Consider the following 12533-nt stretch of genomic DNA (forward strand, 5'->3'; position numbering starts at 1 on the left):
TCGCCTCGATCATCCCTTGACCGCGCCGGTGGTGATGCCGCGCAGGAACGACTTCTGCAGCGACAGGTACACGATCAGGCTTGGGACCAGGGCGAGCAGCGCGCCGGCGAGCACGATGCCCGGTCCGACCTCCTCGTTGGAGCGCAGTGACACCAGCGCCACGGTGAGGGTGTAGTCGGCCGGGTCGGTGGCCACCACCATGGGCAGCAGGTACTGCTCCCAGATCATGTTGAAGCCGAGCACCGCGATCACGCCGAGCGCCGGCCGGCACAGCGGCAGCACGATCTGGGCGAACACCCGGAACTCGCCCGCACCGTCCACTGTGGCCGCTTCCTCCAGCTCGACCGGGATCTCCCGCATGAACTCGGTCATCACGAAGATGGAGAACCCCCACGCGCCCAGCGGCAGGATCACGCCGAGCAGGCTGCCCTGCAGGTTCACGTGCACCACGGGCACGTCGCCGAGCACCAGCGACAGCGGGATGGCGATGGCCTCCTCGGGCAGCATCATGGTCACCAGGATCAGCAGCGACACCACCGCGCTGAACCGGAACCGCTTGCGCGCCAACGCGTAGGCGGCGAACACGCTGACCGCGACCTGGAGCACCAGGGCGCCGCCGGCGATCACCAGCGAGTTGACCAGGTAGTGCCACACGCCGTACTCGCCGGCGGTGGTGAAGTTGGTCAGCGAGGGGTGCCTGGGCAGCAGCGACAGCTCGGTGGGATCGGGGGTGTGGTCGAAGGCACCGGAGACCACGGTGACCAGCGGGCCGCAGAACACCAGCACCGCGGCCACGCACAGCAGCACGCGCACGGCCACCCCGGCCAGCGCCGGCCAGTGCACCCGGCCGCCCGCGCCGGCCCGGACCGCGCGCCCACCGACCCAGCCCAGTGCGGTGTCGTAGCGCTGGGCCACGCCGCGACCGCGTGCCACCCGCTCCCGCGTGCTCACCCGATCTCCTTCCTGGCCCGGTAGACCCGCACCGCCACGGTGAGCGCCAGGGTGACCAGGAACAGCAGCACGGCCGCTGCCGAGGCCACCCCGATGTCCTGCTTCTCGAAGCCCCGGGAGATCAGCGTGGTCATCCACACCGTGGTGGAGTTGGCCGGGCCGCCGCCGGTGAGCACGTAGACCTCGGTGAACACGCGCAGGCCCCGGATGGCGGCCAGGGTGAGCAGGATGGAGGCCACCGGCCGCAGCGCCGGCACGGTGACGTGGCGCAGCCGCTGCCAGACCGAGGCGCCGTCGATGGCGGCGGCCTCGTACTGCTGCCGGTCGATGCCGGCCAGCCCGGCCAGGATGATCACCATGTCGTAGGGCGCGCCCTTCCACACGCCCACCGCCATGACCGACCACAGCGAGGTGTCCGGGCTGTCCAGGAACGGCCACGGGCCCAGGCCCACCCAGGACAGCAGGGTGTTCACGAACCCGTCCGGGGCCGGGTAGTAGAGCATCCGCCAGATCTCGCCGACCACGGCGGCGGCCGTGACCACCGGCAGGAACACCGCCGAGCGCACGAACCACAGGGTGCGGGCCTGCCCCTCCAGCAGCAGCGCCAGCCCGAAGCCGACCAGCATGGAGCCGAACGTGGTGCCGAGGGCGAGCAGCAGGGTGTGGCCGGCCGCGGTGCGGAACAGCGGGTCGGTGAGCACGCTGGCGTAGTTGTCCAGCCCCACCCAGACGTCGCCGAGGAACGGCCGCACCTCGTACAGGCTCAGCCGCACGCCCTCGACCATCGGCACGTACTTGAACAGCGCGAACAACACCAGGGCCGGCGCCAGGAACAGCCAGGGCACCAGGGTTCCCGCTGGACGGCGCGTTCCGCGCCGTCCAGCGGGAGGGTGGGCACCAGCGGCACCGCCGCCACTAGCCGCCGAGCCCACGTCGGTGGTCCCCCCGGACCGGCCGGCCCCCTGGCCGGTGTGCTGGGTGAAGCTCATGGCACCGCCATCCCCTGCGCCTGGAGTTCCGCGGTCAGCGCCGTGGCGAGCGCGCCGAGTTCACCGGGCACGTCGTCGGTGCACGAGGCGAAGATGGTGTTCAGCGCCTCGGCGGTCTGCTGCCGGAACGGCTGGAAGTTGGGCACGTTGGGGAAGGGCCTGGCGTCCTCGGCGTAACTGCTGGCGACCAGGTCCCAGCGCGGGTCCTGGTAGGTGGCGTGCACGTCGACCGTGCGGTTGACCGGCAGCCGCACCACCGGCTGGGGCTGGCCGCGCATGCCGATCTGCTGGGCGGGCGGGCTGATCAGGAACTCGGCCAGGGCGCGCTGGGCGTCCGGCCGGGCCGAGCCGGCCATCAGGTAGACGTTCTCGCCCTCGCCGAGCACGGTGGTCCCGGCCGGGCCGGCCGGGGTGGGGATCACCTCGTAGCGGTCCTTGCCCAGCGACTTGTCGAAGCGGCCGAAGTTGTAGGGGCCGGTCAGGTAGATGCCGGCCTTGCCGGTCTCGAAGAACGGGTGGGCGTCGGCGGTGCTGGTGGTCAGCGCGCCGGGCTGGATCACCTTGCTGTCGCAGAACAGCCCGCGCAGCCACCGCACGGCCGCGACGCTCTCGGCGGAGTCCACCGCGACCCGGTAGCCGCCGTCCCCGGTGGGCGCCAGGATGTCGCCGCCGCCCTGCCACAGGTAGGACGCGGCCCACCAGGACAGGTAGCCGCGGTCGGTGGTGCCGGGCACGAGCATGCCGTAGGTGTCGGCCTGGCCGTCGCCGTCCGGGTCCTGCGTGGTGAACGCGGTGGCCAGCTCGACCAGTTCCGCCCAGGTGGTGGGCACCGGCCGGCCCAGCTTCTCCCGCCAGTCGCGGCGGACGAGGGTGACCATGGCCTGCGCGGAGAACGGCACGCCGTAGTGGTGGCCGTCGCTGGCCCTGGCGCTGTCCCAGGCCCGGTCGGTGATGTCGGTGCCGCCGGCGATGCTGGTCGGCTGGATCTCGGTGACCAGGCCCTGCGAGTGGTAGAGGCCGAGCATGCCGGTGTCGTTGATCAGCACGTCCGGCAGGTTCCTGGCGGCGGCGCGGCGCTGGATCCACTTGTCGAAGTCGATCGGCACCGCCTTGTAGTCCACCTCGATGCCGGTGGCCTGCTCGAACGCGGCGAAGATCGCCTCGTAGACCTTGGCGCTGGCCGCGTTGCTTCGGGTCCACACCTCCAGCGGCGCGGTGGGGTCCTTGGCCGCGGCCGGGCTGAACCCACAGCCGGCGCCGACCAGTCCGACCACGCCGAGCACGGCGATCAGGAGGGAACGCAAGCGGGTCGATGTGCCCAACACCCCTCCTCGTCACCGTTTTCATGTATGTGAACTAGAGTCGAGCTTGTGAACGTGCTGCCGGACTGTAAGAATCGCCACATCCGCGTGTCAAGGGCGTTGCGCAAAGATCTCCTGGCCCGAGCCAGGTGATGGCTGCTGAGGAGGTCGTGGTGGCCGAAGTGGTGGGCGAGGCCGCGGGCGACGTCGTCCCGGCCGGGGCGCCGGCCAGACCCGCGGCGGTCAAGTCCGCCGACCGCACGGTGGAGCTGCTGGAGGTGCTGGCCTCGGCCGACCGCCGGCTGACCCTCACCGAGCTGCACCGCACCCTGAACTACCCCAAGTCCAGCCTGTACATGCTGTTGCAGACGCTGGTCGGTCGCGGCTGGGTGGAGGTGGACGCCGACCGGGGCACCTACGGCATCGGCGTGCGCGCCCTGCTGGTCGGCACGTCCTACCTGGACCACGACCCGGTGGTGCAGGTCGCCGCGCGGGTCATGGAGCAGGTGCGCCAGGAGGTCAACGAGACCGTGCACCTGGCCCGGCTGGACGGCCCGGACGTGGTGTACCTGGCCAGCCGGGAGTCCGAGCACCACCTGCGCGTGGTGTCCCGGGTGGGCCGCCGGCTGCCGGCGCACGCCACCTCGCTGGGCAAGGCCCTGCTGGCCGAGCGGGACCGCGACGAGGTCGACGTGCTGCTGCCGGGCGAGCTGGCCGCGCTGACCCCGGACACCGTGGTCGACCGCGCCGCCCTACACGAGCAGCTGGCCCGGTTCCGCGTGGCCGGCTACGCGCACGAGCGCGAGGAGAACACGCCGGGGCTGGGCTGCTTCGCCGTGGCCCTGCCCTACCGGCGCCCGGTGCTGGACGCGCTGAGCTGCTCGGTGCCGCTGGGCCGGCTGGACGCCGAGCACGAGCAGCAGGTGGTCGCCGCGCTGTTGACCGCGGCGCGCACCATCACCGACCTGCTTCGCCAGTTCGGCCGGTGAGCCGCGTGGGACCCGGGTACCCGGTGTCCCGGCGTCGTTCGAGAAGAGGGCCCACTGGCAGTCCCCACCCCACCCGCAGAACCGATTCCGGAGAGGCTCGACACCCGTGACCGAACGCATCCTGATCACCGGCGCGGCCGGCACCGTTGGCACGCTGATGCGCCCGAGACTGGCCGCACCGGGCCGGACCCTGCGCCTGCTCGACATCGCCGAGCTGCCCCCGGCCGGTCCGGACGAGCGCGTGGAGCTGCTGCGCGGCTCGGTGACCGACATGGCCACCATGGAGGCCGCCTGCGCCGGCGTGGACGCCGTGATCCACCTCGGCGGGCACAGCATGGAGGAGCCGTGGGAGAAGACGCTGGACGTCAACATCAACGGCAGCCACACCGTGCTGGAGGCGGCCCGCCGGCAGGGCGTGTCCCGGGTGGTGCTGGCCAGCTCCAACCACGCGGTCGGGTTCACCAGGCGGGCCGACGGCGAGGCCGGTGACTACCTGTTCCCCCGGCCGGACACCTACTACGGGGTCAGCAAGGTGGCGCTGGAGGCGCTGGGCAGCCTGTTCGCCGACCGGTTCGGCATGGACGTGATCTGCGTGCGCATCGGCGCGTGCTTCGAGCGCCCCAGGGACGCGCGCATGCTGTCCACCTGGCTGTCCCCGGACGACGGCGCGCGCCTGTTCGAGGTGTGCCTGCGCACGCCGGCGCCCGGGTTCCGGGTGATCTGGGGCGTGTCGAACAACACCCGGCGCTGGTTCTCGCTGGACGAGGCGCGCACACTCGGCTTCGAGCCGGTGGACGACGCCGAGGCCTACGCGGCCGAGGTGCTGGCCGGCACCGGCGAACCAGACCCCGACGACCCCGCGCTGAGCCACCTCGGCGGGACCTGGTGCACCTGGGAACTGGGTGCGTCCATGAAGGGAGCATGAGAGTGAGCACCGTCCAAGGCTTCAACCCTCGGACCGGTCAACCGTTCGGCGATCCAATCGAGTCCACTGTGGACAGCGAGGTGGACCGGATCTGCGCGGCCGCCGCCACGGCGTTCCCCGCCTGGTCGAACCTGCCCGCCGCGGACCGGGCGGCCGTGCTGGACCAGGTCGCCGACGCCTTGGACGCCGAGGCCGACCTGCTGCTGTCCACTGCGGACGGTGAGACCGCGCTCGGGCTGCCCCGGCTGACCACCGAGCTGAAGCGCACCACCAACCAGCTGCGGCTGTTCGGGGAGGTGCTGCGGGAGGGCAGCTTCGTCGAGGCGACCATCGACTCCCCCAACCCGGACACCGTCCCGCCGCGCCCGGACCTGCGGCGCGTGCTGCGCGCCATCGGGCCGGTCGCGGTGTTCGCCGCCAGCAACTTCCCGTTCGCGTTCTCCGTCGCCGGCGGGGACACCGCCTCGGCGCTGGCCGCGGGCTGCCCGGTGGTGGTCAAGGCCCACCCCGGTCACCCGGCGACCTCGCAGGAGACCGCGCGGGTGGTCACGGCCGCGCTGCGCGCCGCCGGTGCGCCCGAGGGCGTGTTCGGCATCGTGCACGGCCAGGACGCGGGGGTGCGGCTGGTCCAGCACCCGGCGATCAAGGGCGTGGGCTTCACCGGCTCCACCCACGGCGGCCGGGCCCTGTTCGACCTGGCCAGCTCCCGGCCCGAGCCCATCCCGTTCTACGGGGAGCTGGGCAGCGTGAACCCCACGGTGATCCTGCCCGGCATCGCCGCCGAGCAGGCCGAGTCGGTCGCCGCCGGCTACGCCCAGTCGCTGACCATGGGCGTGGGCCAGTTCTGCACCAACCCCGGCCTGCTGTTCGCGCCGGTGTCCCTGGTGGACGCGCTGGCCAGCGCCGTGGGCGGGGCCCAGGGCGGGGCCATGCTCACCGAGCGGATGCGCGACGCCTACCGGTCCGGCACCGACGAACTGGCCGGCAGCGGCCTGGCCGAGCTGATCGCGTCCGGCCCGGAACCCGAGGACCAGGGCTGGGCCGTGGGCGCCCGGCTGTTCCGGGTGTCGCTGGCCGAGTTCCGCGACAACACCGAGAAGCTGTCCGAGGAGTACTTCGGCCCGTCCGGCCTGGTGATCACCTACACCGAGGACGAGCTGGACCAGCTCACCGAGGTGCTGGCGCTGCTGCCCGGCTCGCTGACCGGCACCGTGCACGCGGCCAGCGGCGAACCCGAGCTGGCCAGGCGCGTGGGTGAGGCGCTGCGCCCCCGGGTGGGCCGGCTGATCTACAACGCCTGGCCGACCGGGGTGGCCGTGGCCTGGGGCATGCACCACGGCGGCCCGTGGCCGTCCACCACCAACCCGCTGCACACCTCGGTGGGTGCCACCGCGATCCGCCGCTGGCTCGCGCCGGTCACCTACCAGTCCTGGCCGGACGAGCTGCTGCCACCGGAGCTGCGCGACGACAACCCGCTGGGCATCCCGCGCCGCCGCGACGGCGTGCTCGGCACGCACTGACCTGGCTGTCCAGGACGTGACGAACCCGGTGGGCGCCGGTGACCCCGGTGGCCCACCGGTTCCTCTTTTCGGTGCGGCTGCGGGAAAATCGCACGCCCGGCAGCGGTTGTCCGCCTAGTCTTGCGGCCATGGCACCCAACATCGTGCCCGGCAAGCACGTGGACATTCACCTGTGGACCCGGCCGGAGACGGTCGAGCCCGTCGCCATGCAGCAGCTGCACAACATCGCGGCGCTGCCCTGGGCGGTCAAGCACGTCGCGGTCATGCCGGACGTGCACTACGGCAAGGGCGCCACGGTCGGCTCGGTCATCGCCATGCGCGAGGCCGTCTCCCCCGCGGCCGTGGGCGTGGACATCGGCTGCGGCATGGCCGCGGTCCGCACCTCGCTGCGCGCCGAGGACCTGCCCGACGACCTGGGCCGCATCCGCTCCGCCCTGGAGTCCGTCGTCCCGGTCGGCTTCCACCAGCACCAGGACCCCGCGTTCGACCAGCGCGACGCCAGCGACTGGGACAGCTTCTGGCGCGGCTTCGACAACCTGACCCCGGTAGTGCGGGACAAGGTGGACCGCGCGCTGCGGCAGATGGGCACCCTGGGCGGCGGCAACCACTTCCTGGAGATCTGCCTGGACACCACCGACCAGGTGTGGGTCATGCTGCACTCGGGTTCCCGCAACATCGGCAACGAACTGGCCAAGTACCACATCGAGGTGGCCCGCAAGCTCGCGCACAACGACGAACTGCCCGACCCCGACCTGGCCGTGTTCCTGGCCGGCACCCCGGAGATGGCCGCCTACCGGCACGACCTGTACTGGGCCCAGGACTACGCGCGGCGCAACCGCGCCGTCATGCTCCGGCTGGCCACCGAGGTGCTGCGCGCGCGGTTCCCGCACGTCCAGTTCGACGAGCCGATCTCCTGCCACCACAACTACGTGGCCGAGGAAACCCACTTCGGCGAGGAGGTCCTGGTCACCCGCAAGGGCGCGATCCGCGCCGGCCGCGGCGACCTGGGCATCATCCCCGGCTCGATGGGCACGGCGTCCTACATCGTGCGCGGCCTGGGCAACCCCGACTCGTTCGAGTCGGCCTCCCACGGCGCCGGCCGCCGCATGTCCCGCAACGCCGCCCGCAAGCGCTTCACCGCCGAGGACCTGGCCGCGCAGACCGCCGGCGTCGAGTGCCGCAAGGACAGTGGCGTGGTCGACGAGATCCCCGCCGCCTACAAGGACATCGACGAGGTCATCGCCAACCAGACCGACCTGATCGAGGTCGTCGCCAAGCTCAAGCAGGTCGTCTGCGTCAAGGGCTGACCCAAACCCCGTGCCCCGAGTTCGTTGGGGGTTGTGTCCAGCCCGTACGGGGTGAGCGCCCCTGCCCTGTTCGCGCGTGATGGGGTTGGGGCCCCTGCCCTGTGTTCGCCGTACCGGGTTGTGTCCAACCCGAACTGGTTCAGCGAACTGCAGGTTCGGCGCGCGCCTGCCCCGTCCGCGCGTGGCGGGTTTGGGGCCCCTGCCCCGGTTTCGGCGTACGGGTTTGTGTCCAACCAGAACTGGTTTAGCGAACTGCAGGTTCGGCGCCCCGGATTGTAGGTCGCGGCGAGTAGGTGCCATCTCAGCCCGGTCGCGACCTGCAATGCGGGTTTTTTAGCCGAACATGCGGTTCGCGTTAAAGATCAGGTGCGCGGCGATCGGTCAGCGCGCGGCGATGTGGCTCTGGGCCACAGGCGCAATCGCCCCGTGCGTGATCGCGCAACCTGGCCTGATCAACCTGGGGGCGCAGCGAAGCTCGCACCAGAGTGGTTGACCGCGCTGACAGATCTCGCGAGCACTGATCAGAGGGCGCTCAGCCGACCAGCCAAGCGCCCTCCTCCGTGCGCTGCGCCAACTACACCGTGACGCCGACCCACGCGGCAAAACCAGCGGCCGTGTCGGACCGCCGCCGCTCGGACCGGACCAGGTTGCGGATGGTTTCGTGAACCATCGGGTGGTACCGGGTCTGCTGCGGCGCGGTCCGCTTCGCGAGCAACAAGGCGGACAGGGCCTTCTCACGATCGCCGTGCAGCAGGTAACCCCTGCTCAGGTCAATCCAGTGATGCCCGATGCGCTCACGCGGGGTATCGCTGGGAATGCGGAAATCCGCTGCCCGCTGCACCGCTTCGGTCCCGTTGTTGGCCTCCACCGCGAGTGCCACAGCCCAGATGTTGACGTTCGTCGGCCCGAAGGCCAGGCGGTACGCGTCCCCGTCCGATCCGATCCGCTCGGCGGTTTCCCGTGCTTCGGCGAGGTGCGCGTCAGCGGTGTCCAGGTCACCGGCGCGGGCGGCGGCAAGGCCGCTCTTGAGGTGCAGGCTGCCCGACACCTGCAACGTGTCCGAACTGGCCTTGCCCAGCCTCGGCTCAATGACCGACCGGGACTTCTCCAGAAACCGTTGCGCCGCAGTCCAGTCGGCGACCGCGATCATCTCGCCAGCACGTTGGTAATCACCGACCAGCACTGCCAGCTCGTCACCGGACCGGCCAGCGGCCCAGACGTAACGATCAACACCGAGCGAAGCGAGATCGGCGTAGCCGAGCTTCCACGCGACCTGGGAAGCCGCGTAATACGCTTCGGCAAGAAGCGCGTAAATCCTTTCCTTCTCGTTCTGGCGCGCGGCGTGGAGCGCTGTTCGGATCTCCGCCAGCAGGGCGGGCAGACTGGCACCCAGGCTCGACAGGTTAACCTCATGCCTCAGGCGCGAGGCTTCGGCAACACCGGCCCGCAACTGGTCGAACGGGCGCGGCGGTACTTCGCCGTCCAGCTCCGCGCAGTACGCCGCCAGTTCTCGCCGCAGCGCGGGAACAACGGAATGCAGCTCTCGCTCCGCGCGCCGTTTGCGTTCTTCTGCTACACGAGCACCGACGCTCTGGTGATCAGGCACTGTGGCCTCCGCATGGAGGTGAACCAGGTAACTGACATGCTACGCGCCGCCAGGAGCCCATTCGTTTTTGGTTTCTAGCACTTCAACCGGGATATTTTTCTTGTCCTCCCAGTAATCAGCGGATCTATGGATTGCCGGAGTGAGAGCTGATCAGTGCTCGCCAGATCTGTCAGCGCGGTCAACCACTCTGGTGCGAGCTTCGCTGCGCCCCCAGGTTGATCAGGCCAGGTTGCGCGATCACGCACGGGGCGATTGCGCCTGTGGCCCAGAGCCACATCGCCGCGCGCTGACCGATCGCCGCGCACCTGATCTTTAACGCGAACCGCATGTTCGGCTAAAAAACCCGCATTGCAGGTCGCGACCGGGCTGAGATGGCACCTACTCGCCGCGACCTACAATCCGGGGCGCCGAACCTGCAGTTCGCTAAACCAGTTCTGGTTGGACACAAACCCGTACGCCGAAAACAGGGCAGGGGCCCCAAACCCACCACGCGCGAACAGGGCAGGGGCCCCAAAACCGCCACGTGGCGAACAGGGCAGGCGCGCGCCGAACCTGCAGTTCGCTAAACCAGTTCGGGTTGGACACAACCCTGTACGGCGATCCCGGGGCAGGGGCCCAACCCCATCACGCGCGAACAGGGCAGGCGCGCTCACCCCGTGCGGGTTGGACAAACCCCGTACACGGAACCCACCGCGCGGGTGGTGTCCGCTGGGATGTCCGATTTGTTCAAGACCGGCGCGTCGCCAGCGGGGAGCATGGGGGCGTGACAGTTGATGTGGACAAGGCCGCGGAGTTCGTGGCGACGCACGCGCGGCTGTTGGACCGGCGGCGGTTCGAGCTGATGTTGGGGCGGGGTGGTGCCGACGCGGTGGCGGCGGCGCTGAGCGGGTACGCCAACGCTGACGGTGGGTACGGGTGGGGGTTGGAGCCGGACATGCGGTCGGCGCGCAGTCAGCCGGCCGGGGCGCTGCACGCGTTCGAGACCTTCGCGGAGATCGGGACGGGCTCGTCCGTCCACACCGCACGGTTGTGCGACTGGCTGGACACGGTCACATTGCCGGACGGCGGGCTGCCGTTCTCCCTGCCGGTGAGTGATCCGGCCGGGTCGGCGCCGTGGTGGCTGGGCGCCGACCCGGACAGGTCCTCGTTGCACGGCACGGCCATGGTCGCGGCGGCGGCGCACCGGGTGGCCCGGCACGACCGCGGGGTGCGCGAGCACCCGTGGCTGGCCAGGGCCAGCGAGTACTGCCGGCGGGAGATCGCGGCACTGGCCGGGCCGCGCAACGCCTACGAGTTCCGGTTCGTGCTGGCGTTCCTGGACGCGACGCACGAGGTGTTCCCGTGGGCGCCGGCCGAACTGGACCGGCTGGGCGCGCTCGTCCCGGAGTCGGGGGTGATGGCGGTCGAGGGCGGGATCGAGGACGAGACCCTGCGACCGCTGGACATCTCCCCGCTTCCCGACCGGCCGGTGCGGCGGCTGTTCTCCCCCGCGGTGATCGAGGCCGAACTGGACCGGCTGGCCGCCGGGCAGCGGCCCGACGGCGGCTGGACCGTGGACTTCGCCACCCAGTCGCCAGCCTCGGCACTGGAGTGGCGCGGTCACGTGACCGTGCGCGCGATCAGGATTCTCCGCGCGCACCACCGGATCGCCGGCTGAACGTGGTCTCCCGGTCAGTCCAGGGCGGCGGCGAGCCGGTGGCCGAGCGCGGCGATCACGTCCATGTCGCCAGGCACCCCTGGTTGCCAGGGCGCGGCCAGCCGTTCCCTGGACTTGTCGGCGTACCGCGGGATCACGTGCAGGTGGAAGTGGAAGACCGTCTGCCACGCGTCGGCGCCGCAGCAGTTGAGCAGATTCACCCCGTCCGCGCCGAACTCCTTGACGGCTGTCCTGGCGATCCGCTGCGCGGCCAGGGTGACGGCGGCCAGGTCGTCGGGCTCGATGTCGACCAGGTCCCTGCTGTGCCGCTTGGGCACGACGAGCAGGTGACCCTCGGATGCCGGGTTGATGTCCATGAACGCGTACGTCGTGTCGTCCTCGGCCACGCGCACGCTGGGGAGGTCGCCGGCCACGATGCCGCAGAACACGCACTGATCGCTCATGACCACCGAGGCTAGTCACCGGGCGGGTGGCAGCGCTACGGCGTGGCTGGGGGCGGAGTTGGCGGGTGCGTGGCCGCGATCGGGTTGGCGCGGGTCAGGTGCAGGCCGATGCCGTAGCCGGCGACGATGGTCAGGGTGTAGCTGTCGACCGGGGTGTGGTGCTGGTCGTAGGCGATGCCGGTGAGCAGCAACGCGGGCGCGCCCGGCGCGACGCCGCAGCGGGCGGCGGTGGCCGCGTCCAGCAGGGTGGGCTCCACCCGTTGCAGACTCTCCACCACCCGGTGGCCGGCGTTGGTCAACGCGTCGGGCGTGGTGGGGCTGCGGTCCAGCACCTCGGGGGTGATGGCGGCGGCCACGTGCGCGGGCAGCACGTCGGTGGCCACGCCGTAGACGGTGCCGTGCCTGGCGCGGACCGCGGTGAACGCCACCACCGGGCTGCCCTCGGGCACGCGCAGGTCCGCGGCCAGGCGCTGGTCCGCGACCAGGTCGCGGCGGTCGCGGTGGGTTTCCCGGACGTGGTGGGCCTCGTTGTCCAGGTCGTCGAGGAATCCGGTGTAGACCGGGCCGGAGCGCGGGGACAGCGGTTCGACGGGCAGTTCGGCGGCCACGTACGTGCCGGAGCCGCGCTGGCTGGTGACGTAGCCGGCGCGGCGCAGGTCGGCGATGGCCTGGCGGATGGTGCTGCGGCTGACGCCCATGACGGCGGCCAGGTCGTCCTCGCCGGGCAGCCGGCTACCCGGCGGGTAGGTGCCGGCGAGCACGCGGCTCTTCAGCACGGCCGCGATGCGCGCGTAGAGCGGGCGGTCCGGGCCTGGGGGTCTGACCACGGTGTCCTTCCTGGCTTG

General features: G+C 71.2%; 11 protein-coding genes. 5 read left to right on the top strand and 6 right to left on the bottom strand.

Annotated features, from left to right (window positions below; genetic code table 11):
• Positions 1 to 9 precede the first annotated feature (9 nt).
• The 3 genes from LX83_RS26510 to LX83_RS26520 form a co-directional block, all read right to left on the bottom strand.
• Positions 10 to 951 (bottom strand): carbohydrate ABC transporter permease, encoded by a 942-nt coding sequence (locus LX83_RS26510; protein ID WP_253776109.1) that lies wholly within the window; start codon positions 949 to 951, stop codon positions 10 to 12.
• A complete protein-coding gene (locus tag LX83_RS26515; RefSeq protein ID WP_253776112.1) occupies positions 948 to 1796 on the bottom strand; it encodes a carbohydrate ABC transporter permease in 849 nt (282 codons plus the stop codon). The genes LX83_RS26510 and LX83_RS26515 overlap by 4 nt, the downstream gene beginning before the upstream one ends.
• Before the next feature lie 140 nt (positions 1797 to 1936).
• On the bottom strand, positions 1937 to 3244 hold the full coding sequence (locus LX83_RS26520) for an ABC transporter substrate-binding protein (protein ID WP_253776115.1): 1308 nt from the start codon (positions 3242 to 3244) through the stop codon (positions 1937 to 1939).
• A gap of 149 nt (positions 3245 to 3393) precedes the next feature.
• Between LX83_RS26520 and LX83_RS26525 the strand changes: the two genes are divergently transcribed.
• The 4 genes from LX83_RS26525 to LX83_RS26540 all read left to right on the top strand — a co-directional run bounded on the left by LX83_RS26525 (position 3394) and on the right by LX83_RS26540 (position 7982).
• On the top strand, positions 3394 to 4230 hold the full coding sequence (locus tag LX83_RS26525) for an IclR family transcriptional regulator (RefSeq protein ID WP_253776118.1): 837 nt from the start codon (positions 3394 to 3396) through the stop codon (positions 4228 to 4230).
• 106 nt (positions 4231 to 4336) lie between these two features.
• Positions 4337 to 5155 carry an NAD-dependent epimerase/dehydratase family protein gene (locus LX83_RS26530; RefSeq protein ID WP_308204055.1) on the top strand — a complete coding sequence of 273 codons (819 nt, stop codon included), beginning with the start codon at positions 4337 to 4339 and terminating at the stop codon, positions 5153 to 5155.
• A gap of 2 nt (positions 5156 to 5157) precedes the next feature.
• A complete protein-coding gene (locus LX83_RS26535; protein ID WP_253776120.1) occupies positions 5158 to 6675 on the top strand; it encodes an aldehyde dehydrogenase (NADP(+)) in 1518 nt (505 codons plus the stop codon).
• Positions 6676 to 6803: 128 nt separating this feature from the next.
• Positions 6804 to 7982, top strand: a complete 1179-nt coding sequence (locus LX83_RS26540; RefSeq protein ID WP_253776121.1) for an RtcB family protein — start codon at positions 6804 to 6806, stop codon at positions 7980 to 7982.
• Positions 7983 to 8556: 574 nt separating this feature from the next.
• Here the strand turns inward: LX83_RS26540 and LX83_RS26545 are convergent.
• On the bottom strand, positions 8557 to 9588 hold the full coding sequence (locus LX83_RS26545; RefSeq protein WP_253776124.1) for a transcriptional regulator: 1032 nt from the start codon (positions 9586 to 9588) through the stop codon (positions 8557 to 8559).
• 763 nt (positions 9589 to 10351) lie between these two features.
• Here LX83_RS26545 and LX83_RS26550 point away from each other — a divergent pair.
• Positions 10352 to 11245: a hypothetical protein gene (locus tag LX83_RS26550; protein WP_253776126.1), complete on the top strand. Its 894-nt coding sequence runs from the start codon at positions 10352 to 10354 to the stop codon at positions 11243 to 11245.
• Positions 11246 to 11259: 14 nt separating this feature from the next.
• On the opposite strand, the gene LX83_RS26555 is transcribed toward LX83_RS26550, so the two are convergent.
• Together LX83_RS26555 and LX83_RS26560 are read right to left on the bottom strand one after the other, a co-directional pair.
• Positions 11260 to 11688, bottom strand: a complete 429-nt coding sequence (locus LX83_RS26555; protein WP_253776129.1) for an HIT family protein — start codon at positions 11686 to 11688, stop codon at positions 11260 to 11262.
• Between the two features lie 35 nt (positions 11689 to 11723).
• Complete coding sequence (locus tag LX83_RS26560) at positions 11724 to 12515, bottom strand: GntR family transcriptional regulator (protein WP_253776131.1); 792 nt, start codon at positions 12513 to 12515, stop codon at positions 11724 to 11726.
• Between the last annotated feature and the right edge of the window lie 18 nt (positions 12516 to 12533).

The sequence above is a fragment of the Goodfellowiella coeruleoviolacea genome (assembly GCF_024171785.1).
In the GTDB taxonomy this organism is placed as follows: domain Bacteria; phylum Actinomycetota; class Actinomycetes; order Mycobacteriales; family Pseudonocardiaceae; genus Goodfellowiella; species Goodfellowiella coeruleoviolacea.